The sequence below is a fragment of the Novosphingobium sp. B 225 genome (assembly GCF_002198665.1).
Classification (GTDB): Bacteria; Pseudomonadota; Alphaproteobacteria; order Sphingomonadales; family Sphingomonadaceae; genus Novosphingobium.
The window spans coordinates 16,324-40,182 of sequence record NZ_MWLM01000026.1; the positions used below are offsets into that span (position 1 = coordinate 16,324).

At 66.2% G+C, this 23,859-nt stretch carries 21 protein-coding genes; 10 read left to right on the forward strand and 11 right to left on the reverse strand.

The window, feature by feature from the left end; all coding sequences use genetic code 11:
* Positions 1-17: 17 nt before the first annotated feature.
* On the reverse strand, positions 18-1,136 hold the full coding sequence (gene ald, locus MNBBLIKP_RS03170; protein WP_088307389.1) for an alanine dehydrogenase: 1,119 nt from the start codon (positions 1,134-1,136) through the stop codon (positions 18-20).
* Between the two features lie 88 nt (positions 1,137-1,224).
* Here ald and MNBBLIKP_RS03175 point away from each other — a divergent pair, with 88 nt between their 5' ends.
* From MNBBLIKP_RS03175 to MNBBLIKP_RS03185, 3 genes are read left to right on the forward strand one after another with little or no spacing between them, the layout of a single operon-like run.
* Entirely contained in the window at positions 1,225-2,373 is a 1,149-nt protein-coding gene (locus tag MNBBLIKP_RS03175) for a DUF2157 domain-containing protein (RefSeq protein WP_088307391.1), read from the forward strand.
* On the forward strand, positions 2,370-2,933 hold the full coding sequence (locus MNBBLIKP_RS03180; protein WP_088307393.1) for a GDYXXLXY domain-containing protein: 564 nt from the start codon (positions 2,370-2,372) through the stop codon (positions 2,931-2,933). The genes MNBBLIKP_RS03175 and MNBBLIKP_RS03180 overlap by 4 nt, the downstream gene beginning before the upstream one ends.
* The gene (locus tag MNBBLIKP_RS03185; protein WP_088307395.1) at positions 2,930-3,742 is read left to right on the forward strand and encodes a kinase; all 813 of its coding nucleotides are present in this window, start codon (positions 2,930-2,932) and stop codon (positions 3,740-3,742) included. The genes MNBBLIKP_RS03180 and MNBBLIKP_RS03185 overlap by 4 nt, the downstream gene beginning before the upstream one ends.
* 28 nt (positions 3,743-3,770) lie before the next feature.
* Here the strand turns inward: MNBBLIKP_RS03185 and MNBBLIKP_RS03190 are convergent, their stop codons facing one another.
* The 4 genes from MNBBLIKP_RS03190 to MNBBLIKP_RS03205 all read right to left on the reverse strand — a co-directional run bounded on the left by MNBBLIKP_RS03190 (position 3,771) and on the right by MNBBLIKP_RS03205 (position 9,826).
* A complete protein-coding gene (locus MNBBLIKP_RS03190) occupies positions 3,771-4,757 on the reverse strand; it encodes a hypothetical protein (protein ID WP_088307397.1) in 987 nt (328 codons plus the stop codon).
* Positions 4,754-6,700: a hypothetical protein gene (locus MNBBLIKP_RS03195; protein WP_088307399.1), complete on the reverse strand. Its 1,947-nt coding sequence runs from the start codon at positions 6,698-6,700 to the stop codon at positions 4,754-4,756. Before MNBBLIKP_RS03195 ends, MNBBLIKP_RS03190 begins: the two co-directional genes overlap by 4 nt.
* Before the next feature lie 131 nt (positions 6,701-6,831).
* Positions 6,832-9,189, reverse strand: a complete 2,358-nt coding sequence (locus tag MNBBLIKP_RS03200; protein ID WP_088307457.1) for a DNA translocase FtsK — start codon at positions 9,187-9,189, stop codon at positions 6,832-6,834.
* 67 nt (positions 9,190-9,256) lie between these two features.
* On the reverse strand, positions 9,257-9,826 hold the full coding sequence (locus MNBBLIKP_RS03205; RefSeq protein ID WP_088307401.1) for a thiamine phosphate synthase: 570 nt from the start codon (positions 9,824-9,826) through the stop codon (positions 9,257-9,259).
* Between MNBBLIKP_RS03205 and MNBBLIKP_RS03210 the strand changes: the two genes are divergently transcribed.
* Complete coding sequence (locus tag MNBBLIKP_RS03210; protein WP_088307403.1) at positions 9,825-10,478, forward strand: YggS family pyridoxal phosphate-dependent enzyme; 654 nt, start codon at positions 9,825-9,827, stop codon at positions 10,476-10,478. The genes MNBBLIKP_RS03205 and MNBBLIKP_RS03210 overlap by 2 nt on opposite strands.
* Position 10,479: 1 nt before the next feature.
* Here MNBBLIKP_RS03210 and pyk read toward each other — a convergent pair whose 3' ends face one another.
* Positions 10,480-11,937, reverse strand: a complete 1,458-nt coding sequence (gene pyk / locus MNBBLIKP_RS03215; RefSeq protein WP_088307405.1) for a pyruvate kinase — start codon at positions 11,935-11,937, stop codon at positions 10,480-10,482.
* A 65-nt stretch (positions 11,938-12,002) separates the two neighbouring features.
* On the opposite strand from pyk, the gene MNBBLIKP_RS03220 reads away from it, so the two are divergent.
* Entirely contained in the window at positions 12,003-12,362 is a 360-nt protein-coding gene (locus MNBBLIKP_RS03220; RefSeq protein WP_088307459.1) for a DUF1244 domain-containing protein, read from the forward strand.
* Here the strand turns inward: MNBBLIKP_RS03220 and ygfZ are convergent.
* Both ygfZ and MNBBLIKP_RS03230 read right to left on the reverse strand, forming a co-directional pair.
* The gene (gene ygfZ, locus MNBBLIKP_RS03225) at positions 12,359-13,081 is read right to left on the reverse strand and encodes a CAF17-like 4Fe-4S cluster assembly/insertion protein YgfZ (RefSeq protein WP_088307407.1); all 723 of its coding nucleotides are present in this window, start codon (positions 13,079-13,081) and stop codon (positions 12,359-12,361) included. The genes MNBBLIKP_RS03220 and ygfZ overlap by 4 nt on opposite strands.
* Before the next feature lie 44 nt (positions 13,082-13,125).
* On the reverse strand, positions 13,126-15,051 hold the full coding sequence (locus MNBBLIKP_RS03230) for a TonB-dependent siderophore receptor (RefSeq protein WP_088307409.1): 1,926 nt from the start codon (positions 15,049-15,051) through the stop codon (positions 13,126-13,128).
* A 217-nt stretch (positions 15,052-15,268) separates the two neighbouring features.
* On the opposite strand from MNBBLIKP_RS03230, the gene pyrC reads away from it, so the two are divergent.
* Positions 15,269-16,306: a dihydroorotase gene (pyrC, locus tag MNBBLIKP_RS03235; RefSeq protein WP_088307411.1), complete on the forward strand. Its 1,038-nt coding sequence runs from the start codon at positions 15,269-15,271 to the stop codon at positions 16,304-16,306.
* Here pyrC and rarD read toward each other — a convergent pair.
* Positions 16,284-17,192 (reverse strand): EamA family transporter RarD, encoded by a 909-nt coding sequence (gene rarD, locus MNBBLIKP_RS03240; RefSeq protein ID WP_088307413.1) that lies wholly within the window; start codon positions 17,190-17,192, stop codon positions 16,284-16,286. The two genes, pyrC and rarD, sit on opposite strands and share 23 nt — an antisense overlap.
* A 102-nt stretch (positions 17,193-17,294) precedes the next feature.
* On the opposite strand from rarD, the gene MNBBLIKP_RS03245 reads away from it, so the two are divergent.
* Complete coding sequence (locus MNBBLIKP_RS03245; protein ID WP_088307415.1) at positions 17,295-18,008, forward strand: hypothetical protein; 714 nt, start codon at positions 17,295-17,297, stop codon at positions 18,006-18,008.
* A 2-nt stretch (positions 18,009-18,010) separates the two neighbouring features.
* Here MNBBLIKP_RS03245 and astD read toward each other — a convergent pair whose 3' ends face one another.
* Together astD and MNBBLIKP_RS03255 are read right to left on the reverse strand one after the other, a co-directional pair.
* Complete coding sequence (gene astD, locus MNBBLIKP_RS03250) at positions 18,011-19,426, reverse strand: succinylglutamate-semialdehyde dehydrogenase (RefSeq protein ID WP_088307417.1); 1,416 nt, start codon at positions 19,424-19,426, stop codon at positions 18,011-18,013.
* Between the two features lie 114 nt (positions 19,427-19,540).
* Entirely contained in the window at positions 19,541-20,926 is a 1,386-nt protein-coding gene (locus MNBBLIKP_RS03255) for a protein adenylyltransferase SelO family protein (protein WP_088307419.1), read from the reverse strand.
* A gap of 67 nt (positions 20,927-20,993) precedes the next feature.
* Between MNBBLIKP_RS03255 and MNBBLIKP_RS03260 the strand changes: the two genes are divergently transcribed.
* From MNBBLIKP_RS03260 to MNBBLIKP_RS03270, 3 genes are all read left to right on the forward strand, one after another.
* A complete protein-coding gene (locus MNBBLIKP_RS03260) occupies positions 20,994-21,851 on the forward strand; it encodes an alpha/beta fold hydrolase (RefSeq protein WP_088307421.1) in 858 nt (285 codons plus the stop codon).
* A 5-nt stretch (positions 21,852-21,856) separates the two neighbouring features.
* Positions 21,857-22,984 (forward strand): glycosyltransferase, encoded by a 1,128-nt coding sequence (locus MNBBLIKP_RS03265; protein ID WP_254912900.1) that lies wholly within the window; start codon positions 21,857-21,859, stop codon positions 22,982-22,984.
* Between the two features lie 112 nt (positions 22,985-23,096).
* Positions 23,097-23,855 (forward strand): tetratricopeptide repeat protein, encoded by a 759-nt coding sequence (locus tag MNBBLIKP_RS03270; protein WP_088307423.1) that lies wholly within the window; start codon positions 23,097-23,099, stop codon positions 23,853-23,855.
* The last annotated feature ends 4 nt before the right edge of the window (positions 23,856-23,859 follow it).

Here is a 23,859-nt window from a genome sequence, read left to right on the forward strand (position 1 = left end):
GAGGACCCGGTAGCGCTTCAGTTTCCCACCACTTCCGCCACTGGCACGTAATCATAGCCCAATTCGAGCGCGACGGCTTCGTAAGTAACTTTGCCGCCCGACACGTTGAGCCCCGCTGCCAGATGCGGGTTGGCGGCCAGCGCGCCTTTCCAGCCCAGGTCCGCGATCCGCAGCGCGTGGGGCAGGGTGACGTTGTTGAGCGCATAAGTGCTGGTCCGCGCGACCGCGCCGGGCATGTTGGCGACGCAGTAGTGGACGATGCCGTCCACTATATAGGTCGGATCGGCGTGGGTGGTGGCGTGGCTGGTTTCAAAGCAGCCGCCCTGATCGATCGCGACATCCACCAGCACCGCGCCGGGCTTCATCAGCGCCAGCATGTCGCGGGTGACCAGCTTGGGCGCGGCGGCACCGGGGATCAGTACGGCGCCGATCACCAGTTCGGCCTCGGCAATCATCTGTTCGATGTTGGCGCGGTTGGAAAAGCGGGTCTTGGCGCGGCTTTCGAAATGGGTGCCAAGCCGTTCGAGCACTTCGGGATCGCGGTCAAGAATGGTCACGTCCGCGCCCAGCCCGACCGCCATCTGCGCGGCGTTGAAGCCGACTACGCCGCCGCCGATCACCAGCACGCGGCCGGGCAGCACGCCCGGCACTCCGCCCAGCAGCACTCCGCGTCCGCCATGCGCCTTTTCCAGCGCGGTCGCCCCGGCCTGGATGCTCATCCGCCCGGCGACCTGGCTCATCGGCTTGAGCAGCGGCAGCTGGCCGCCCGGCCCGGTGACCGTTTCATAGGCAATCGCGGTCACCCCGCTCTTCACCAGATCCCTGGTCTGTTCAGGATCGGGGGCGAGGTGGAGGTAGGTGTAGAGCACCTGCCCTTCGCGCAGCATCGCCCGTTCGGCGGCCTGTGGTTCCTTGACCTTGACCACCATTTCGCAACTGCCAAAAATGTCCGCCGCGAGCGGTTTCAGCACGGCCCCGGCAGCGGCATAGGCGGCGTCGCTCGCCCCGATCCCGTCACCCGCGCCGGCCTCGACCCACACCTCATGGCCATGAGTCACCAGTTCGCGCACGCTTTCAGGGGTCAGCCCGACCCGGTATTCGTGGTTCTTCACTTCCTTGACAGTGCCGACACGCATGGGGGTTCTCCTTGGCGATCTCGTTACAATTGAAACGAAATTGCTGCAAGCTTCCATCTTGCTGGGTGACCTGATAGCCTCTGCCGTCATGTACGAACGCAAGCTAAAGCTCTGGCAAGAAGCCGGACTGCTGGACGAGGCGCAAGCCGCCCGGATCCGCGCGTGGGAGGCCGATCACAGCCGCCCGCTGGCGCTGTGGGCGGTGATCGGGATCGCCGCGCTGGCGATTGGCCTGGGCGTGGTGCTGGTGGTAGCGGCCAATTGGGAGGAGATCCCCGGCATGGTCCGGCTGGCGCTGCATCTGGCGCTGCTGGCCGGGACACTCGGCTGGCTGTGGCGCCGCGGGGACCGGATGGCGCGGGCGCAGCCGTGGGGGCTGGAAGCTCTGCTGTTCGTCACCGCCATGCTGGGGATGACGTTCCTCGCCCATGTCGGGCAGGTCTATCAGACCACTTCGCCGCTGTGGCAGCCGCTGGCCTTGTGGCTGGCACTGATGGGGCCCTTGCTGCTGCTGCGCGGACAAAGCTGGCTTGCGGCCATGCTGCTGTTCGCCACGTCGGTCTATGCCGTGTGGGACTATGCCGAGCCTGCGGGCGCGGTTTGGGGGCGGAGTGATCGACCCGGCGCCTTGGCGGTGACCGTGGTTACCGCCTTGCCGCTGCTCTACGCCCCGCTGGCGGCGTGGTGGCGCGGGCGGTCAGCCCGGCCCGCCTTCTGGCTCCGCCTTGAACAAGTGGGCTTTGCCTATGCCGTAGGCGGGACCAGCCTGATCGCGATTGCCAGCGTGGACAAGTCGTTCGATTCCGGCAGCAACGAATTCGTATCATTCGGCATGCTCGCCTTGCGCGCGGTCATTGCGCTGGCGGCGGGCGGGGCGATTGCGGCGGCGCGGCCCGGCAAATCAGGGCAGGCGACCGGCGGCATTCTGGCGCTGTGCGCAATGGTCCTGCTGCTGGCCTATCCCCTGTCAGGGTCACAAGTGGTGGCGGCGCTGCTGTTCATGGCGCTGTGGGCGGGGATCGCCGGGGCCAGCCTGCATGCGGGCTGGCGCGGGGTGTTCCAGCTGGCAGTGGCCGTGATCGCCTTGCGCCTGATCGTGCTGAGTTTTGAACTGGACGATGATTTGCTGACCAGCGGCGCCGGGCTGATTTTCAGCGGGTTGCTGATCCTGGGGATCGCCTGGGGTGCGATGCGGATCGCGCGGCGCTTTGCCCCGCCCCGGGAGAGTGAGGCATGAACCGCCGCCTGATCAACCTCGCCGCGCTGGCGCTGCCCCTGCTTGGCCTCGGCGCGGTCTGGCTGCAGACCGAGCTGCAAAGCCGCGAAGGCACCGAATGGGACGTGCCGGTGCAAGGCTATGACCCGCGCGATCTGCTGCGCGGACACTATGTCCAGTTCCAGTATGACTGGCCCGGCCCCGATCCCGAAGCGGGCCGCACCTGGTCCGCCCTGTGCCTGGTGGGATCGCCGCCCAATCTGGTCCGGGCGGTGCCGATCATGCCCGATGGAACCGCGGCGGGAAATCCCGCCTGCGTGCAGGTGGCGGGCCAGATTGATCCGCGCGGGGGTCAGGCGGCGAATACGTTCGGCGGGCGGCTCTATGCCCCGAAAAACACCGCGCTGGATCTGCAGGACAAGCTGGGAGATCCCAAGCTGCAAGGCCTGATCCGCATCCGCTTGCGCCCCGATGGCCACATCACCCCGCTGCGGATGACCTTTCGTCCCCGTCCGCCCCGGCCAGAAGGTGAAACGGATGCAGATCAGCCACCGGCGGTAAACATTACCCCGCGCCGATGACCCCCGATCCGCGCCTGCTCGCCGCACTGCATGGGCTGGCGCAGCAAGCGATGGTCGATGCGCCGGGACTGGCCGTGCTGGGGCTGTGCGGCGCGCAGGGTTCGGGCAAATCTACGCTGATCGCCGCACTGGCAAGCGATCTGGAGGAACAGGGCACGGCCTGCGCGGTGCTCTCGCTTGACGATCTCTACCTTGGCCGCTCCGCACGGGCAGAGCTGGCGCATCGCTGCCATCCGCTGTTCGCCACGCGCGGCGTGCCGGGCACGCATGACGTGGCGCTGGGCCTGGCCACGCTGGATGCTCTCGTACGCGGCCTGCCTGCACCGCTGCCGCGCTTTGACAAAGGCCGCGATGAACCGCTGCCCATGGCGCAATGGCCGCGCGCGCCAGCACAGACGCGGCTGCTGCTGCTCGAAGGCTGGTGCCTTGGCGCGTCACCGCAAGACCCGGCGGCACTGGCCGAACCGGTCAATACGCTGGAACGCGATGAGGATCCCCAGGGCCTGTGGCGCGGCGCGGTCAACCGCGCGCTGGCGGGCAGCTATGCCGCCCTGTTCGCGCGGATCACCCGGCTTGCCCTGCTGGCCGCGCCGGACTGGCTTGTGGTGCAGGGCTGGCGGGATCAGCAGGAACAGGCACTGCGCGATGTGGCTGCGCCCCGGGCCATGACCCGCGCCGGGATCGCCCGCTTCGTCCAGCACTATGAACGCCTGACCCGGCACATCCTGACCGAAATGCCGGGGCGCGCCGATCTGGTGGTGCGGCTGGGGCCAGGCCGGGAAGTGCTGGCATTGGAGAGCAAAAGCTAGAGCGGCGGCCGGCGCCGCTGCGCAGACGCTACTTGCGATCCGATCCTACCTTGGCGCAGAACGGCTGCGGCTCCGGCTCGCTCAGCTGGCACTGGGCCTTCACGTCATACTGGCAGAACCAGCCTGCACCGATCGACTGGCACTGCGGTGCAGCTGGCGGCAGGCTGACGCCTTGCAGCCGGGCATCAAGATTGGCGGCATGGTTGCGGCACTGCTGCTGCAGCTCTGCCGTGACCCATTCCAGCGCCGCGCCTTGCGCCGCAGCCTGATCGGCATGGCCCGGTCCGACTGGCAGGGGCCCCATCACGGCCACTGGCCGGTCGCGCTTGATCCAGGTGGTGCGCTGTTCCGGATGCAACAAGGCGGCACTGGCTCGCGCGGCATAGCGTCCGCCCTGATAGTCCGCGGTGAAGGCCTTGATTGCCGCGCAGTCGCCATCCTTGATCGCGGCCCAGGCGCGTTCCTCGTTCCAGCGCGGCCAGGGGATGAATTGCCCCATGCCCAGCACTCCGGACAGCGTGGCCAGCGTGCCGCCCGTTGCCATCACTGCCACTACCGCCTGGCGCTGGATCATGCGCCGCCGCGCCAGCGGTTCGGGCGGATAGATCTTTGCCCGGCGGTTGCGGACCGCGCCGATGATGTCGCGGGTATAGAGGCTGTCAAACAACCCACGCCACCAGCGGCCAAAAGCCGATCCGGCGGGAACCAGATAATCATAGCTCAGCGGCTTGGCGACAACCGCCGGGTCCAGCCGGACATGGATGAAATTGTCGGCCCTGGCCGCCAGATCGGCAATCCGGTCAAACCGGGTCAGTTCATCGCCGTCATCCGAACCCGCCTCGCTTGACCAGCACAGCACCACGCAGCGGGCCTTGGCGATGGCTTTTGCATCGACCGCCCCCTGGCCATCGATCGTGCTCAGGGCCACATCGATCCCGGCAGCAGACAGCGCATCGGTCAGCTCTGCCGCGCGCGAGCGGAAGGCCGGGCGGACGAAAACCAGAGTATCGATCATGGCCGCGCCCCCGCAGCCCGTGCATCGCGCAAGGCGATCATGCTCGCCCGGATTTGCGCGAATTGCGCCTGACCCTCTGGTGCGACCAGGCCGCTGCGCTCCATCCGGTCCAGTTCGGCCAGTGCCTCGGCCGGGCTGGTCCCAGCGATCCCCATTGTCGCCATCGTCGTCACGTGGTTGATCAGAACCAGCTGATCGGACCAGATCGCGCCGGGTAACGCAGCGCGCTTGCGCGACAGGGCCAGTCCGCGCTGAAGATAGGGCGTGGACGCAGGCACGCCGCCCACTATCTGGTTGAAATCCGCCGCCGTCCACAAGGCATCGCTCAGGGTGCGGGAAAGCTGGATGTCGCCGGGATCGGCGCGGACCAGATCATCCAGCATGGCAATCGCTTCGTCCAGCGCCGGCATCACCCGGTCACGGCGCAGCAGGTGGGCATCGACCTGCGCCTGGTAATGCAGCATCTTTGCCAGGATCATGCGCGGTCCGGGCAGCGCGGGGTTGAGCGCCAGGGCATCCCGCGCGGTGCGTACGGCGGTGGTAACGGTCCGGTCGGCGTCGAGCCACTGGCCACGCTTTGCCGAAAGCTGCACGGATTTGTCGAGCGCATCGACATAGTTCCGGAGCCGTTCGAGCGAAGTTGGATCTTTCTCTGCCCGCGTGCGGTTGCTCGCCACGCATTCATCCACCATCGGCCCGGCCGCGTCAGGTGCCAGATCGAGCAAAAAGCCGGAAGTTCCGCAAATGAGCCCTTCCAGAAAGCCCAGGAGGTAGGGATTTTCGCTGTTGGCCAGCGCCATCGCCCTGGCGCGCCCGATTGGTTCGACAAAAGAATTCGCCTGCCCGGTCCGGCCTGACAGTTTGCGCGCGCCTTCGATCGTTTGAATATCCAGAAATAGCTGCGCTGCCGCGCTCAGCACTTCGCCGCGGATCGCTTCCTGTTGCAGCGTGACGTTGGCCGGATCTTGTCCAAGCCCGGCTCTGATTGCCGCCAGCCCCAGGTCTATCTGCGCCTTGGCCGTCTTGGCGTCCTGAACCTGGATCGCCGCGATCGCCAGTTCATACCGGGTTACCGCGAGGAGGTTTCCGGCCGCTGGTACCGGATTGGCGTTCCTGAACAGTTCGGCAAGCCGCACGACTTCCTTGTTCGCGGCGAAAGAATCCTGCAGATCGCCGCGCAGCTTGGCGAAGCGGGCCTTGGTCTGCATCACTTCGATGCGTTCGAAATCGTTTGCGGCGATCTGTTCCATCCGGGTGACCAGCGCGGGAATCTTGTTGCTTTGTCCTGCGTCCTGATACAGCCCGGCCAGCTGCATCAGATCGGCCATGGTCGGGGTTTGCAGGACCACCTGTTCCCACTTGGAGATGGCGCTGGCGGTGGTTTCCAGCCCGCGTTCGACGGCCTGCGAATACATCACCGCTTCATTGCGCCGCGCAATCGCGGTCTTGCGGGCCAGGATCGCCTTGGTCGCCGCCCAGTTTTCCTTGCCGCCCAGGTTGAACAGGCGCAGCGCTTCGGCACCGTCAGGCGTTTCCAGCATGCTGTTGCCGACTTCGAGCAGCACCTGCCGTTCGCGTTCGAAATCCTGATCCTGTTTGGCCAGCAGGGCGACGAACTCGTCCTTTTCACGCGCGGCTTCGTCCAGCAGGCGTTCCAGTTCGGCAATCGTCGCCTTCTGGCTGGCGGCGCTGGCCGTCTTTGACGAAAGGCGCGCGTTAAGTTCGACGATCTTTCGGTCGCGTTCATCGATCACGCCGCGCAGCCGGAACAGTTCGGCGCTGGCTTGCCGCCCGAACGATGCAGCAGCTTCGGATGAGGAATAGACCAGGGTTGCCACCTGGTTGCGGTCCTGCGCGCTGCGGGCGCGGATCTGGGCATCGGCTGTGCCAGCGCTCAACAGCACGGCCAGAATTGCCAGCCAGTTCAGAATTGTGCGGGCCATGGCCAGTCCGTTTGCAACAGCAGCAATCCGCGAGCTTCGGTATATGTGCCGCCAAGTCAATAGAATCATTGCGGCATTGCAGGGGCTGGAAGGCTAAAGCTAGACCCTGTTCCACCTAAGTGAAACAGGGTCTAAAGCGGCTGGCCGTCCTTGTCGCGGTAGATTTCGCGGCGGCCGACGTGGTTTGCCGGGCCGACGAAGCCGTCTGCTTCCATCCGTTCAACCCATTTTGCCGCCGTATTGTAACCCACGCCCAGCTGGCGCTGGAGCCACGAGGCACTGGCTTTCTGGCTTTCAAACACGATCTGGCAGGCCTGGCGGTACTTGCGTTCGTCCGGGTTGTCGCTGGCGGTGGCATCCAGATCGTCGAACCCGAACATCCCGTCTTCGGGCTCTTCGGTGACCGAATCGACATATTCCGGGCTGCCCTGCGCGCGCCAGTAATCGGCCACGCCTTCCACTTCTTCGTCCGAAACGAACGGCCCGTGGACGCGGCGGATCGGGTCGGTGTTGGGCTTGTAGAGCATGTCGCCCTTGCCCAGCAGCTGTTCCGCGCCCTGCTCGCCCAGAATGGTACGGCTGTCGATCCGGCTGGTCACGGCAAAGCTGATCCGGGTCGGCAGGTTGGCCTTGATCACCCCGGTGATGACATCGACCGAGGGGCGCTGGGTGGCCATGATCAGGTGGATCCCGGCCGCGCGGCTCTTTTGCGACAGGCGCTGGATCAGCACTTCGATTTCCTTGCCGACCGTGACCATCAGGTCCGCCAGTTCGTCAACGATGACGACGATTTGCGGCAGCGGCTGGTAATCAAGCTGCTGCTCTTCGCACATTTCTTCGCCAGTTTCGGGATCGAAGCCAACCTGGATGCGGCGGCCCAGCGGCTTGCCCTTGGCCTGCGCGGCGCGGACCTTTTCGTTGAAACCGGCCAGATTGCGGACCGAAATCTCGCTCATCATGCGGTAGCGGCGTTCCATTTCCTCGACCGCCCATTTGAGCGCGCGCACCGCCTTGCTGGGTTCGGTCACCACGGGGGAAAGCAAGTGCGGAATGTCGTCATAGCTCTTGAGTTCGAGCACTTTGGGATCGACCAGGATCAGGCGGCACTGCGCCGGGGTCAGCCGGTAAAGCAGCGACAGCAGGATGCAGTTGAGCCCGACCGATTTGCCCGAACCGGTGGTCCCCGCCACCAGCAGGTGCGGCATGGTTGCCAGATCCGCAACCACCGGTTCCCCGGCGATATCCTTGCCCAGGATGATCGGCAGCATGCCCTTGTGGCCAGCAAAGGCTTCCGATGCGACCATTTCCTTGAAACCGACCATCTGCCGGTCGGCGTTGGGCAGTTCGATCCCCATCACCGTGCGGCCGGGGATGGAAGAGACGCGCGCTGAAATCGCGCTCATGTTGCGGGCGATGTCGTCCGCCAGCCCGACCACGCGGCTGGCCTTGATGCCCGGCGCTGGTTCCAGTTCGTACATGGTCACCACCGGGCCGGTACGCACGGCGGTAATCTCACCCTTTACATTGAAATCGTCGAGCACGGTTTCGAGCAGGCGGGCGTTGCGTTCCAGCGCCAGCTTGTCGATCTTTTGATGCGAGCTGGGCGGGGCATCGCGCAGCAGATCCAGTCCGGGCAATTCATAGGCGTCGAACAGATCGCCCTGGCGGCTGGTCGCGGTCAGCTGTGCGGGCTTGGCCGGGCGGGTCGGATCGCTGATTTCGGGCGCGCGGCGCGGCGCGGTGCTGAGCGGTTCGGGGGCAGAGGCACGCTCTTCGCGCACCCGCTTTTCGCGCGCGACCGGAATGATCCGGTCATTGTCATCATAGCGTGACGGGCGGCGGCGCAGCAGGTTGGGCAGGGTCAACAGGCTGCCCCAGTCAACCGCAAAGACCCGGCCGGCCAGCACGGCTCCGCCCGCAAGGCACAGCACCGCGGCGGCCAGCGTGGCCCAGCCGCGCCCGGCCTCGGGCAGCATATCGGCGAACAGGTGAACCGTCTTTGCACCAAGCAGGCCAAAAATCCCGCCCATGCCCGCGGGCAGCGATCCGCCGGGGCGCGTGAAGGCCAGCGCCATCACCGTGCCCAGCAGCGCCATCGCGAACAGCAGCACCCCGATCGGCCGCCACCAGGCGTGGTCGGCGTGGGGCAGATCGGCATCGTCTTCTTCCACCAGCCGCCACAGCTTGCGCGCAAAGACATAGAGCAAGGGCAGCAGCAGTACCGCGACCGGTCCGAACAGGAACAGCGCGCGTTCGGCCACCCAGGCCCCCGGCGCGCCCATCCAGTTGAGCACGGGCCCGCCCGATGCGGTCGAAACGCTGGGATCGGTCTGGTGATAGGTCGCCATGGCCAGGGCCAGGAACACCATGCCCGCCAGCAGCGCCAGCGCGCCCGCGATCTCGGCACTGCGCCGCAGACTGCGCCTGAGCGCAGTGCGCCAATCGACTTTCGCGCCGCGCGTGCCTGCCGAGACTGGACGTGTTGCCATGATGCTCCCCTGATCCGGATCGGCGTTATGCGCCTGTGGGTGACTCCGCGTCAAGAATCCTTGGGAATCAGGCGAGTCGGTTCGCCGCAGAAAGCCCATCAATCGCCGCCCAGCGGGCATGCTTGAGGCGCTTTGCGGTGTTCGGATTCATCCCGCCGAGCGCGATCACCGGCGCGGGAGAGCGGGCCGCGATCAGCCGGAACCGCAGCGGCCCCAGTGCTTTGCCGCCGGGGTGTGAGCGTGTCGGGAATACGGGGGAAAGCAGCACGGCATCGGCCCGGCATGCGCCGCGCAGCTCTTGCAGCGAATGGGCCGTGATCAGCCGCAGTGTCGCCGCTCCCGCCGCGATCCGTCGCGCCGCGCCATAGGCCCCGTCAGCGCTCCAGCGCCGCGCCTCTGCCGCCGATCCTGCCAGCACCGCCACTTGCCCGCGCGCCCGCGCGATCCGCGCCAGTGCGGTGAACCGTGCGCGCCGCTCAGCCTCGCTCAGGTGGTAGTGCCGGAACACGAACCCGCTGCCGCGCGGCAGGCGGCGCAGCGCCTGTTCCAGCACGGCATCGTTGCGCGCATCGGATATGAGCCAGAGCTTCGGCAGGGGCTGGCGGGATCGCATCGCCACGCTATAGCAGCGCGCCATGAATCAGCCACTCGAAGATGTCCGCACCCGCCTCGCTCACGCCGCCGCCATCGCCGGGCGCAAGGTGGAAGAACTGACACTGATCGCGATCAGCAAGACCCATGCGGCCGAAGCGATAGTGCCGCTGATCGAAGCCGGGCAGCGCACCTTTGGTGAGAACCGCGTGCAGGAAGCCCAGGCCAAATGGCCCGCGCTGCGCGCGCAGTATCCTGGGATCGAACTGCATCTGGTCGGCCAGCTGCAATCGAACAAGGCTGATGAGGCGGTGGCGCTGTTCGATTGCATCCATTCGCTCGACCGGCCCTCGCTGGTGACGGCTCTGGCCCGGGCGATGGACAAGGCCGCGCGGCGCGTGCCTTGCTTCGTTCAGGTCAACATCGGTGCGGAAGAGCAGAAGGGCGGCTGTGCAATCGCCGATCTGCCCGCTCTGCTGGCCGCAGCGCGCGGTGCGGACCTGCCGGTGATCGGGTTGATGTGCGTGCCCCCCGCCGGGATTGAGCCCGCGCCGTTCTTTGCCTTGCTCGACAAGCTGGCTGCGGATCACGGGCTGGCTGGTCGTTCCATGGGCATGTCGGACGATTTCGAAACCGCGATAATGCTGGGCGCGACCCATGTGCGCGTTGGCTCGGCCCTGTTCGGGGTGCGCGGCTGAATCAGCCCCCGTGGCGGCTAAGCTCGTCCCCGCTGACCGTCACCACATGCAGCAGGTTGGTTGAACCCGGCGTGCCGAACGGCACCCCGGCCAGCGCGATCAGTTTTGATCCAGCCGTGGCGAACCCGTGGCGCAGCGCCATGCGTTTGCCCTTGGCGATCATTTCTTCAAAGCTGCCGATGTCCTTGGTGTGGACCGCGTGGGTGCCCCACAGCAGGGCCAGGCGGCGGGCGATTCTGGGGCTTGGGGTCAGCACCAGCATCGGTACCCCGGGCCGTTCACGCGCGACGCGCCGCGCGGTGCTGCCCGATCCGGTGAACACCGCGATGGCCGAAACGCTGACGGTTTCGGCGATCGAGGCCGAAGCCTGGGCGAGCGCATCGGCGGTGGTGGCATCGGGGCGGACCTGGGTGAAATGGATCCGCTCGGCATAGCCGGGATCGTTTTCGACCTGCGCGGCGATACGGTGCATGATCGTCACCGCCTCCACCGGCCAGGCCCCGCTGGCGGTTTCGGCGGACAGCATCACTGCGTCGGCCCCGTCATAGACCGCATTGGCCACGTCTGACACTTCGGCGCGGGTCGGGGCCGGGCTCTCGATCATCGATTCCAGCATCTGCGTGGCGACCACCACCGGCTTGCCGCTGCGACGGGTGACCTCGACGATCCGCTTTTGCAGCGGGGGCACTTCCTCGGGGTTGAGCTCAACCCCCAGATCGCCGCGCGCGACCATGATCCCGTCGGCCAGTTCGATGATTTCTTCCAATCGGCCAATCGCGGCGGGCTTTTCGATCTTGGCCATCAGCGCGGTGCCGCTCGATCCCATCAGCTTGCGCGCTTCGGCCACGTCCTCGGGCCGCTGGACGAAGCTCAGCGCGATCCAGTCTGCGCCCTGTTCCAGTGCGAAAGTCAGGTCGCGGCGGTCCTTCTCGGTCAGCGCGGGCACCGGCACTACGGCATCGGGCACGTTCACGCCCTTGCGGTCGGAAATCACCCCGCCCACTTCGGCGCTGCACAGGATTTCATTGTCATCGGCGCGGATCACGCGCAGGCGCAGCTTGCCATCGTCGATCAGCAGCCGCTGGCCCTTTTGCAGCACGCCGAACAGTTCGGGATGCGGCAGGCAGACGCGGTTTTCGTCGCCCGGTTCGGGATTGCGGTCGAGCGTGAAGTGCCCGCCGTGGCGGATCACGGCCTTGCCGCCGGCAAATTGCCCGACGCGCAGTTTGGGCCCCTGCAAGTCGCACAGCACCGCCACCGGACGGCCCACGTCCTTTTCAACCGCGCGAATTGCGGCGATCGTCTGGGCGTGGGTTTCGTGATCGCCATGGCTCATGTTGACGCGGAATGCATCGGCCCCGGCGCGCAGCAGCTTTTCGATCATTTCCGGGCTGCGGCTGGCGGGGCCCAGCGTTGCCAGAATCTTGACCTTGCGGCCGCGCGGATCGAACTTTGCCACTTTGCACCCTTTCACTTCTGACCCGCGCTATGGCAAAGCAGGCGGGAAAGACCAAGGACTACCCCATGAGCTGTTCCGAAAATACGAATGCAACCCCCGGCGATGCCCTTGAGGCATTGGACGATGCGGTTGCCGCCGCTGCGTTCCGCCGGCTTGTCCGCCATTTGCGGCACCGCCATGATGCGCAGAACATCGATCTGATGGGCCTGTCCGGCTTTTGCCGCAATTGCCTGGCCGACTGGATCCGCGATGCCGGAGCCCCCTATGACAAGGACGGCGCGCGCGAGGTGATCCACGGCATGCCCGCCGCCGAATGGAAAGCGCGCTTCCATGTCGAGGCGACGCCAGAGCAATTGGAACGCATGGCCGCAAGCATGAAGAAGAACGCGCCGGTGGTGCTTCCACGTGAGTGGAACAGGCTCTAACCCTCAGCCAGCGCCGACCGCATCCAGGCCGGGGCCTGCTGCGGGGCGATATTCTCTACCCGCCGGTGATCTACCGCCAGGCCCAGCGCGGGATAGGCGGCGCGCTGGCGGGCCGGGTCGCTGGCGGCAAGCGGTACCACCACCAGCCGCCGGTTGACCTTTTGCCGCCAGTTCATCCGCGCGGTGTTTTCCTGGCCGACATAGCAGCCCTTGGTAAAGCTGACCCCGTTCAGTTCGGCGGCATTGCATTCCAGCCAGAGCAAGTCGGCAAGCTCGTCCGGCCCTTCGCAGACCCCTTGCTCCAGACGGTGGGCGAGCCATGCGGCGTCGGCACTATCGCCGCTGGCCGCGCCCAGCCAGCGCTGGCCCAACTCGGGCAGGCGCGGATCGGGGGCAGGGCCTGCGCCCGGCTGCCAATGCACCCCCAACGCCGGATCGATGGCGATCCCCAGCTTGCGGCGCAGGCGGTACAGCCCAAGTCGTTTGGCCAGAGCCTCGGCCTGATCGGCCGCGCAATCGACCAGCAGGTCCGCACCGTCTGCCCAGACCAGAAAATCGAACAGCACTTTGCCTTGCGGGCTGAGCAGCGCGGCCCAGACCGGCAAGGCGCCGGTCACGTCATGGGTTACCAGCCCTTGCAGAAAGCTGCGGACATCCTCGCCCGGTTCCAGCGGGGTCAGGCGCAGCACGGCGCGGCGGGTCAGCAGGGTGGCAGTCATCGCCGCACAAGGTGGTGCCTGCCGTCCCCGCGCGCAATGGCTGATTACAGGTCCATCGCCAGCCAGGCCTGAACGTTGCGCTTGGTGTTATAGACATAGACCCCGCTGGAAATCGGGATCACTTCATAGGCGCTGAAAATGTTGAACAGGGTGACCCGTGCGGTCACCGCCTTGCCGCCCAGCTTGAATTTGTAACGCGCGCCCATGCCGATCCGGGTCGAACCCGGCGCGAACAGGCTGTTGTCGACATTGGCAAAGACCCCGTCGTCATGGTTGACATAGGCGTCCAGCGTCACCGCTTTGGCAAACGGCAGGGTCCAGTTGACGTTGAAGCGCGAACGGAACTTCATCTGGTTGACCGGGCGCTTGCCGATCGGCTGGGCGATGCTGGGCGATGCCTTGACTGTCGGGTCCAGATAGACCCCGCCGGTGACCACGCGCAGGCCCTTGGTAATGTCGCTGGTGATCGAAAATTCCACCCCCTGATGGGTTTCATCCCCCAGCAGGCCGAACCGGTTGCCCACGTCCAGATCGATGAACGGCTTCTGGATCCAGAAATAGCCCGCGATCAGGGTGGTGCCCTTGACCGGGGTCCAGCGCAGCCCGGCGTCATACTGTTTGGTGCGGATCGCGGGCAGCACCTGATAGGCATTGGCGGCATAACTGGGCGCGCTGCCCGCATCTTCCAGCCCGCGCACGAAGCTGCCGTACAGGGTCAGCCCTTTGGCCAGGTTCAGCGCTGCGCTGGCACTGGGCAGGGTGATATTGGTGCTGCCGCTGGTCTGCGGCACGCCGGGGTTCGCCACGCGCTTGACGTAATGGGTGCGCTGCAGCCCCAGAGTCAGTTCGCCCAGCCCCTTCCAGGCCAGCGAATAACCGATCCCGCCGCTCAGCTGGCGGGTCTCGTCGCCGGTCTGCGGGCCAAAGTTGAACTGCGGCCGGGGCGGTTGCAGCACCGCGTCCAGCGGCCCGCTGGCAACGGTCTTCGCATCGCCCCCGCCATAGGTTGCATCGATCGAGCGGCCCCGGATCGCGGCGGTGATCAGGTGCTGGCGCGGTCCGTCAACGAAGCGGCGCGACAGCCGAAACTCCCCGCTCCACGAAGCCGCCTTGTTGCCGGGGTTGGCAAAGACCACCCGGTCGGTACTGGTATCGGGCTTGATCAGCACAATGTTGGTATGGCCCGGATCGCCGTTGTAGGCCGAATGGAACAGCCCGCCGCGCAGCGTCCAGTCGCCCAGATTGGCGTGGCCTACGGTGCCGAAGCTGTCGCTGCGGCTGTCATTGGTGGCCCAGTCCGGCCCCAGATACTTGCCCCACGGCAGACGCGGGGGCAGGGCATTGCTGGTCGGGATGAACAGCGACTGGGCGGTTTCATCGTTGAACTGCTGGTGGTTGTAGAACGCCAGCACCTCGACCCCCTTGGACGGGCGCCAGCGCGGGACGATCCCCACGTTATAGCCCTTGGAACCGGCGCCATTGGCATATTGGTTGTTATAGATCCCGAATCCGGCGGACAGCGCCAGCTCTTTGCCCGCAATCGGGATCTGCGCGTCCATTTCCAGCCCGACCGAGCCAAAGCTGTCCATCGATACGAACGGACTGACCGCGAACTTGTCGCCCGCCTTCTTCATCTGCAGGTCGACGATCCCGGTGGGGGCGGGAAAGGCATAGCCCTGTGCGGCGGGGCCAACGCGGATGGTCGATCCATCCAGCACGCGGCTGCCCATGCCGCCCTGGATGTCGAAATACATCCCTTCCAGCCGGTAATTGCCCGCGCTGCCGGGCGAGAAGCCGCGCACATTGCCTTCGTCATAGACCCCGATATTCTCGTGACTGGTCGATGTGCCAAAGGCGTCCTCGGCACTGGCGACCGCGTTGTCATCGGTGTTCTGTGCCTGGGCCGCGGCCGGCAGCAGCGCTGCACCGGCAAGGAGACTGGCCAACAGGGCGCGGGTCTGGGTCGGCATTCGGGTTCTCCCTCAACTACTTGTATGCGACCCGACCGGCGAGTGCTTTGGTGTATTGCGGGGGTAATACATCGCGTGAAGTGAGGCACGGCCCTATCGACGAACGGGCATGCTGGTCCGATCAACTACACGTGTAGTCGGTTTATGGCGATGCGCGGGCTGGGCAGCGCGGCGTGGCTGTGGCAAATGCGCGGCGCAGCTTAGCACAGAGGCTTTCGTGACCCAGACCCTGACCATCCGCCGCCCCGATGACTGGCACGTCCACTTGCGCGACGGGGATCTGCTGACGGGCGTGGCGCCCTATACCGCGCGCCAGTTCGCGCGGGCGATCGTCATGCCCAACCTGGCCCCGCCAATGACCGACGTTGCCGGGGTGGCGGCCTATCGCGACCGGATCCTGGCGGCGTTGGGGCCGGACAGTACTTTCACCCCCTTGATGACCCTGTACCTGACCGACGCCACCGACCCGGACGAGGTCGCGCGCGGCTTTGCCGAACAGGTGTTCGTTGCCGCCAAGCTTTACCCCGCCCACGCCACCACCGGATCGGCCCACGGCGTAACCGACGTGGCCAATATCCGCGGCGTGCTGGAACGCATGGCGCAGATTGGCATGCCGCTGCTGGTCCACGGCGAAGTGACCCATGCCGAGGTCGACATCTTTGACCGCGAGGCGGTGTTTATCGATGCCGTGCTGGCCCCGCTGCTGCGCGATCTGCCCGAACTGAAAGTGGTGTTCGAACATGTCACCACGCGCGAAGCGGTCGATTTCGTGCTGGCCAGCAGTGCCAATGTCGCGGCCACGATCACCCCGCAGCACCTCCACATCAACCGCAACGCCATGCTGGTGGGCGGGATGCGCCCCCACGCCTATTGCCTGCCGGTGGCCAAGCGTGAACATCACCGCCTGGCACTGCGCAGCGCCGCAACCGGGGGCAGCACCAAGTTCTTTCTGGGCACCGATACTGCGCCGCACGCCAGGCACCTGAAGGAAGCCGCCTGCGGCTGCGCGGGGCTGTTCAATGCCCCCTTTGCGCTGGAAAGCTATCTGGCGGTGTTCGAGGAAGAAGGCGCGCTGGACCGGTTCGAGGGCTTTGCCAGCGTCAACGGCCCGCGCTTTTACGGCCTGCCGCTGAACGAGGAAACCGTCACACTGGAACGCAGCGGGGTGCAGGTGCCGGAACTGATCGATGCGAACGGCACGGGAATCGTGCCGTTCCACGCTGGCGAACGGCTCAACTGGCGCTACCTCGGTTGACCGCGCGCCGCAGCGCCAGCAAGTCCCACACGAACAGCGCGATCGCCGCCCAGATCAGCACGAAGCAGGCGAGCTGCACCGGCTTCAGCGGCTCGCCAAACACGAACAGCCCCAGCATGAAACCGATGGTGGGGGACAGGAACTGGACCATCCCCAGCACTGAAAAGTCCATCCGCCGCGCCGCCACGGCAAACATCAGCAGCGGCACCGCGGTCAGCGCTCCGGCGCTGGCGACCAGCAGGCTCTGGCTCAGGTCATGCGCCAGGGCCGAACCCAGCGGTTGCTGGCCATACCACCATGCGGCTCCGGCGGCAGGCAGCAGCAGTAGCGCCGCTTCCACCGTCAGGCCCGGCAGCGGGCCAACCGGGGTAACCTTGCGAACCAGACCATAGAGCGAGAAACTGACCGCGAGCGACAGGCTGATCCACAGGGTATCGCGCGCGCCCCAGGCCAGCAGTGAAACGCCCAGCGCGGCCAGCGCCACGGCGGCCCATTGCCGCCGGCTGAGCCGCTCATTCAGGAACAGGGTCCCGATCAGCACATTGACCAGCGGGTTGATATAGTACCCCAGGCTGGTCGCCAGCACATGCCCATCCTGTACGGCGGCGATATAGATCAGCCAGTTGATGCCGATCAGCACGGCGGTGGCGAACAGGCGCAGCATCAGGTTCCGGTCCGTCAGTACCCGGCGCAGCTCGGCCCCTTGCCGCAGCACGGCGATGAACAGCAGGCACAGCGGGACTGTGAAAATGATCCGCCAGGCCACGAATTCGAACGGCGGCACAGCATGGAGCAGCCGCAGGTACAGCGGCAGCAGCCCCCAGATGATATAGGCGCCCAGGGCAAAAGGCAGTCCGCCGGGGCGATCACTGGTGGGTCCGCGCATCGCGCCGCGCTAGCCGCTGGTGCGCTGCGGGGCAAGCGCGCTTCCCTCGCGCGGCTGCCCTCGCTAGACAGGCATGGTCCAGCTGCCGTGGAGACCTGCCCGATGCCAAGCCGCCCCCTGATCCCGATTGTGCTGCTGCTCGCGCTGGCGGCCTGCGGCAAGGGCAAGCCCGATGCGGATGCCCTGGCGGGCCGCGATCCGGCGGTGGCGGGGGCTCTGGCCGATCCGGTCATGGCCGATCCAGACCTGACTTCGCAGAACCGCGGCAATGCGGCGCTCTCGGGCGGCGGCCCGGCCAGCGGTGAAATCCCCCCGGACAAGCGCGGTCAGGAAGAGATTGACCGGGCCAAGGCCGAAGTCATCACCCTGCTGGGCCGCACGGCTCCGCCCGCGCCGATGGCCGAAGCGAGCGATGCGGTCAGTGCGGCGGTCCAGGCCCCCACTGCCGCCGCGCTAGCCCGGGCCTTGCCCTTTGCCGCGCCCTGTGCGGGCAAGCTGGCCTATTCGGCGGTCTGGGCGGCGAAGCTTCCCGCCAAGCTCCCGGTCTATCCCCGCGCCCATGTCCGCGAAGCTGCCGGGGTGGATGACGCGGCGTGCCACTTGCGCGTGGTGCGGTTCATCACCCCGGTTGCAGTTGCCGATGTGATCGATTTCTACCACGCCTTGGCCACTGCGGCGCAATTGCCGGCCGCGCGGCGCAAGGCGGGTGATGATCAAGTGGTCGGCGGGGTAAAGGGTTCGGGCGGCTGGATGCTGTTCGCCCGCCAGCGCGCCGATGGCCTCAGCGAAGCACAGCTGGTTACCGCAGGCCTCTGAACTTACTCTTCGCGCAGCCCCACGCCGATCATCGCGCGCGGCTGCTCCATTTCGTTGGAAGCGACCGGATAGGCGCAATAGTCCGCCGCGTAATAGGCGCTGGGGCGGTGGTTGCCCGAAAGGCCGACTCCGCCGAACGGGGCAGAGCTGGATGCGCCATTGGTCGGCCGGTTCCAGTTGATCACCCCGGCGCGGACATTCGCCCAGAACCGGTTGTACTCCGTCGGTCCGCCGCCCACCAGCGAGGCAGACAGGCCAAACCGGGTAGAGTTCGCCTCGGCAATCGCCTCATCGAAATCGTTGACCCGGATCACCTGCAGCAAGGGGCCGAACAGTTCGACGTCGGGGCGGTCCTTGACCCCGGTCACGTCGATGATCGCGGGGGACAGGAACGGCAGGTCATCACGCGGGCGAACCAGGTGCTTGATCGCCTTGCCGCCGTGGCTCAGCAGATAGAGGAAGCTTTCGGTGAGCCCGTCAGCCGCCTGATTGTCGATCACCGGGCCCATGAAAGGGGTCGGGTCATCAAACGGTGCACCCACGATGATCCGTTCGGACAGCCGTTTCACTTCGGCTACCAGCGCATCGTACATCGACGATTTGACGATCAGGCGCCGCGCTGCGGTGCAGCGCTGCCCGGCGGTGGTAAAGGCCGATTGCACAACCAGCGTGGCCGCGTCGGTCACTTTGGGGGTATCCCAGACGACGATCGGATTGTTGCCGCCCATTTCCAGCGCGACGATCTTGTCCGGCCGCGCGGCCAGCTTGCGGTTGATCGCGATCCCGGCGTGGGCGCTGCCGGTGAACAGCACCCCGTCGATCCCCTCATGCGCCACCAGCGCCTGGCCTTCTTCGGGTCCGCCGATCAGCAATTGCACCACTGCCGCGCTGATCCCGGCGCGGTGGAAGCAGTTGATCAGCATTTCGGCGGTGGCTGGGGTCTTTTCGCTTGGCTTGAAGACAATCGCATTGCCCGCGATCAGCGCCGGCACGATGTGGCCGTTGGGCAGGTGCGCGGGGAAGTTATAGGGCCCCAGCACCGCCATCACCCCGTGCGGCTTGTGGCGCACGGCAGAAGTGCCCTGCAGCGCGTTGTCCAGCTTGCGCTGCGCGGTCCGGTCAGCATAGGCGCGGATCGAAATTTCGACCTTGTTGATGACGCTTTCCACCTCGGTCCGCGCTTCCCACAGCGGCTTGCCAGTCTCGCGCGAGATCATCGTCGCGAGCTTTTCGGTGTCCTTGCGCACTTCGTTGGCAAACCGGCGCAGCAGTTCCATCCGCGTGGCGAGCGGCTGGGCCGCCCAGGCCGGCCAGGCCCGCCGCGCGCGCGATACAACCTCGTCCACATTGCCGCGCTTGCCGCGCCACAGTTCGGCGCCGGTAGCCGGCTCCCACGAAATGATTTCAGCGGTACTCAAAGCCCTGTCCCGTCCTTCCGGTAGCGACCCCGGGGTTATTACCGGCCCTTAGCTGCTGCGCGCATATAAGCAAAGCCTTGCGTTAATTGATAATCACCAAGCCAAATTTTTTTCTTAAGGCGGGGGTCCGAGTGCCGCGCCCAGGCGGCGAATTTGGGCTATTGCCGTGGTGAACGCCGACCAATCATCGGCTGCCGCGATCGGCGCCCAGATCCGCTCGACCTCTGCGATCACCAGACTGGGTGGAACCGTTTCGGCCCACAGCGGATGATCGGTTCCGCTGGGCCGATAGGCGGCCAGCGCCGCAGCCCAATCGCCGTCTCCGGTTTCGCTGCGACCAAAGCGGTGACGATGGAAGAACAGGTCCGGTGCGATCCCGGTTTCGCGCATGTGGCGCTCTGCCACGGCGATCAGCGCGGCATCGGCATCGAACCCGCGCGATTCAATTCCCAGCCGCCAGACGAACTGCCGGGCCAGCGCCTGCTGGTACAGCATGCCAAAGCGGTTAAGCGCAAAGATCAGCGGCTCCGCTTCGGTCAGCAGGCGAAGCGACACGGCCAGCTGGGCACAGTTCCAATGCAGCGCTTCGGCCTGGCGGCCAAAGGCATAGAGCCCCTGATGGTCGAAATAGGCGGCGGTGAACCCGGGATCCCACTGCGGCAACCAGCGCCACGGGCCATAGTCAAAGCTTTCGCCCGAGACATTCATGTTGTCGGTATTGAGCACCCCGTGGACAAAGCCCGCGACCATCCATTCCGCCGCCAGCCGGGCGAGCCGTTCCACCACCTGGTGCATCAGGCGCACGGCCGGTTCGCTGCGCCCGGGGGCATCATCCGGCGGAACGCTGCCGGGGAACTGCGCCAGGCAGTAATCGACCAGCTCCGCCATGTGCTCACGCTCTTCCAGATAGAGCAGGCGCTGGAACGTGCCGATGCGGATGTGACCGTGGCTGAGACGGACCAGCACTGCGCTGCGGGTCGGGCTGGGTTCATCCTGCCGCCACAGATCTTCGCCGGTTTCGATCACGGAGAAACTTTTGCTGGTGTTGACTCCCAGTGCTTCCAGCAGCTCGGTCGCCAGAACTTCGCGCACTGCGCCTTTCAGCGTCAGGCGGCCATCGGCAGTGCGGCTCCACGGGGTCAGGCCCGATCCCTTCGTGCCCAGATCCAGCAGCCGCCCCGCGCCATCGCGCAACTGGGCAAAGGTAAAACCGCGCCCGTCGCCCAGATCCGGGTTATAGGTACGGAACTGGTGGCCGTGATAGCGCAGCGCCAGCGGCTGGGGCAGATTGCCGGGCAGGGCATCGAACCGGGCGAAGTGTCTGATCCACCCGGCTTCGTCCAGATCGCCCAGCCCCACGCTCTGGTCCCAGCGATCATTGCGAAAGCGCACGATGGCTTGCGGGAAGTCGGCAGGGCGCACCGGATCGGCCAGCCAGGGGGCCAGCGCAGCGATCGGCGTATCGGCCTGATAGGGTGAAGCTTGCGGTTCGGCGCGCATCGGGCAATAGTGGGGGCGAACAGTCCGCGGCACAAGCCGCAGCACCAAGGAAATCCGGGTCACCAGGATGAGCGAATTTGCCGACCGTTTCTGGACGAGCCGGGACGGGCTCAAATTGCACTACCGCGACTATGCGGGGCGCGATGATCGCCCGCCGGTGCTTTGCCTGCACGGGCTGACCCGCAATGCCCGCGATGCCGAAGGGCTCGCCGCGCGGCTGGCGGGCGAATGGCGGGTGCTCTGCCCGGAAATGCGCGGGCGCGGTGACAGCGCCTATGCCAGGGATTCGGCCACTTACAACCCGCTGCAATATGTCGAGGATCTGGGTGAGCTGTTTGAACAGGCCGGGCTGGAACGGGCGGTGTTCGTCGGCACTTCGCTGGGCGGGCTGATGGCGATGATCATGGCCCTGACCCATCCCCAGCGGCTGGCCGGGGTGGTGCTGAACGATGTCGGCCCCGAAATCGATCCGGCCGGGCTCGAACGGATTCGCGGTTATGTCGGACAGGGCCGCAATTTCCCGACCTGGATGCACGCTGCCCGGGCGCTGGAAGAATCGCAGAAGATCGCGTTCCCCGATAATGAGATTTCCGATTGGCTGGTCATGGCCAAGAAAGTCATGGTGGTGGGCGGCAATGGGCGGATCCATTTCGATTACGACATGAAAATCGCCGAACCCTTTGCCCGACCGGGGGGCGAAGCCGGGGTGGATATGTGGCCCGCGCTGGCCGGACTGAAGCATTGCCCTGCGCTGCTGCTGCGCGGTGAACTGTCGGATGTGCTCTCGCCCGCCACGCACCAGCGGATGGCGGCCAGCCTGCCCGATGCCCAGGCAGTTGAAGTGCCGCGGGTCGGCCATGCACCCACCCTGGATGAACCGGTCGCCGCGGCTGCGATCGACCAGCTGCTGGCCCGGATCGCCTGACCTTGCTGCGGTTGCTGCACCTCCATTCCAGCTTCGCGGCGGGCGGCAAGGAACTGCGCGCGGCCAAGCTGATGAATGCCTTTGGCCCAGGGGTGGAACACGTCGTGGTTTCAGCCGTGCCGGGGGAAATGGCGGCGGCGGCGGCGGTGGGCAAGCAGGTGCGGGTCAGCTATCCCGATGACTTCCCGGCGCTGTCCGGCCGCCCGCTCCCGCGCCGCCTGCTGGCGCTGGCGCGGGCGATGCAGGGGTTTGACCTGATCCTGACCTATAACTGGGGCGCGATGGATGCGGTCATGGCGCATACGGTGTTTGCCCGCCATCTTGGCCTGCCGCCGCTGGTCCATCACGAGGACGGGTTCAACCAGGATGAAACCCAGCGGCTCAAGCCCGCGCGCAACTGGTTCCGCCGGATCGCGCTGACCCATGCGCAAGCCGTGATCGTGCCCAGTCAGCGGCTGGAACATATCGCCCGCACCGCCTGGGCGCAGCCCGCACGCAAGGTGATCCGCATCGCCAATGGCATCCCGCTGGCCGATTATGGCCGCAAGGCCAAGGCCGATGCGCTGCCACGGGTGATCAAGCACCCCGGCGAACTGTGGCTGGGCACTCTGGCGGGACTGCGCGCGGTCAAGAACCTGCCCCGGCTGGTCCGCGCCTTTGCGCAAATGCCCGAAGAATGGAATCTGGTGATCCTGGGCGAAGGCCCCGAACGCGCTGCGATTCAGGCCGAGGCCATGCGGCTGGAACTGGGCCACCGCGTCCACTTGCCCGGTTTCGCCAGCGATCCGGCGCGGGTGCTGGGGCTGTTTGATCTGTTCGCGCTGTCTTCCGACAGTGAACAGTTCCCGATTTCGGTGGTAGAAGCGATGGCGGCCGGGCTGGCCGTGGTCAGCCCGCGAGTGGGCGATGTCGAAGCCATGCTGGCCCCGGAAAACCGCCGATTCGTTACCCCGCCGGGAGACGATGCGGCGCTGGGTGCGGCCTTGGCCGCGCTCGCCGGGGATCCCGATGCCCGCCGCAGCATCGGCCAGGCCAACCGCGTTCGGGCGCAGGCCGATTACGATGAAGGGCGGATGATCGCCGCCTATGCCCGCGCCTATGGCGATGCAATGGGGCGGCGCAGCTTCCCCTGAACCCATTCACGCGCCCTTCAGCGGGGGACAGGCAGTCATTCGCTGATTGAAAAGGCGGGTTCTTGCGCTAAACAGCCCGCACATCCGGTTACCTTCGTGAAAGCAGACACCCTTGGCCAAGAGTCCCGCCAACCCGACCAATCCCGCCAACGATCGTGATCAGGCCCAGCAGGACGGGTTCCTGCGCGAAGTCGATGAAGCACTGCGTGAGCAGGAAGTGTTCGATCTGATCAAGCGCTATGGCAAGCTGGTGGGGCTGGGGATCGCAGTGATTCTGGGCGGGCTGGCCGGCTATTTGTGGTGGGATCACTCGGCCAAACAGGCTTCTTCCGAACTTAGCGAGAAAACCGTGCTGGCGCTCGATAAGATCGATCCGCGCGGCGGCGGGATGGACCAGGCGCTGAAAGATATTGATCCCCTGACCAAAGAAGGTTCAGCCGCGGCCAAGGCCAATGCCTTGTTGCTACGTGCCGGAATCGCGTTCCAGCAAGGCAAAGTGGAAGATTCCGCGCGTGATTTCGCCGCGGTAGCCGCCGATACTCAGGCCCCCCAGGCGCTGCGCGACATGGCGCTGGTCCGCGAAACCGCCATCCGGTTTGATCAGCTGCCCCCGCAGCAGGTGGTGGACCGGCTCAAGCCCCTGGCCGTGCCGGGCAATCCGTGGTTCGGCAGCGCGGGCGAGATGTCGGGCATGGCCCAGCTCAAGCTGGGCAAGCCGGATCTGGCGGGCGCGATGTTTGTGGCGGTTGCCAATGACAAGGAAGTGCCCCGTTCGCTGCGCACACGGATGCGCCAGATTGCCGGGCAGCTGGGTTTCGAAGCGGGTGAAGACCCCGCGATTGTACCGGCCGGCGCGGCGGGCACCAAGTAAGCAG

What these genes read in the sequence shown, in the direction of transcription:
- ald (WP_088307389.1), bottom strand. Translation starts at nt 1,136, where the DNA reads ATGCGTGTCGGCACTGTCAAGGAAGTGAAGAACCACGAATACCGGGTC.
- MNBBLIKP_RS03175 (WP_088307391.1), top strand. Translation starts at nt 1,225, where the DNA reads ATGTACGAACGCAAGCTAAAGCTCTGGCAAGAAGCCGGACTGCTGGAC.
- MNBBLIKP_RS03180 (WP_088307393.1), top strand. Translation starts at nt 2,370, where the DNA reads ATGAACCGCCGCCTGATCAACCTCGCCGCGCTGGCGCTGCCCCTGCTT.
- MNBBLIKP_RS03185 (WP_088307395.1), top strand. Translation starts at nt 2,930, where the DNA reads ATGACCCCCGATCCGCGCCTGCTCGCCGCACTGCATGGGCTGGCGCAG.
- MNBBLIKP_RS03190 (WP_088307397.1), bottom strand. Translation starts at nt 4,757, where the DNA reads ATGATCGATACTCTGGTTTTCGTCCGCCCGGCCTTCCGCTCGCGCGCG.
- MNBBLIKP_RS03195 (WP_088307399.1), bottom strand. Translation starts at nt 6,700, where the DNA reads ATGGCCCGCACAATTCTGAACTGGCTGGCAATTCTGGCCGTGCTGTTG.
- MNBBLIKP_RS03200 (WP_088307457.1), bottom strand. Translation starts at nt 9,189, where the DNA reads ATGGCAACACGTCCAGTCTCGGCAGGCACGCGCGGCGCGAAAGTCGAT.
- MNBBLIKP_RS03210 (WP_088307403.1), top strand. Translation starts at nt 9,825, where the DNA reads ATGAATCAGCCACTCGAAGATGTCCGCACCCGCCTCGCTCACGCCGCC.
- MNBBLIKP_RS03205 (WP_088307401.1), bottom strand. Translation starts at nt 9,826, where the DNA reads ATGGCGCGCTGCTATAGCGTGGCGATGCGATCCCGCCAGCCCCTGCCG.
- MNBBLIKP_RS03220 (WP_088307459.1), top strand. Translation starts at nt 12,003, where the DNA reads ATGAGCTGTTCCGAAAATACGAATGCAACCCCCGGCGATGCCCTTGAG.
- ygfZ (WP_088307407.1), bottom strand. Translation starts at nt 13,081, where the DNA reads ATGACTGCCACCCTGCTGACCCGCCGCGCCGTGCTGCGCCTGACCCCG.
- MNBBLIKP_RS03230 (WP_088307409.1), bottom strand. Translation starts at nt 15,051, where the DNA reads ATGCCGACCCAGACCCGCGCCCTGTTGGCCAGTCTCCTTGCCGGTGCA.
- rarD (WP_088307413.1), bottom strand. Translation starts at nt 17,192, where the DNA reads ATGCGCGGACCCACCAGTGATCGCCCCGGCGGACTGCCTTTTGCCCTG.
- MNBBLIKP_RS03245 (WP_088307415.1), top strand. Translation starts at nt 17,295, where the DNA reads ATGCCAAGCCGCCCCCTGATCCCGATTGTGCTGCTGCTCGCGCTGGCG.
- MNBBLIKP_RS03255 (WP_088307419.1), bottom strand. Translation starts at nt 20,926, where the DNA reads ATGCGCGCCGAACCGCAAGCTTCACCCTATCAGGCCGATACGCCGATC.
- MNBBLIKP_RS03260 (WP_088307421.1), top strand. Translation starts at nt 20,994, where the DNA reads ATGAGCGAATTTGCCGACCGTTTCTGGACGAGCCGGGACGGGCTCAAA.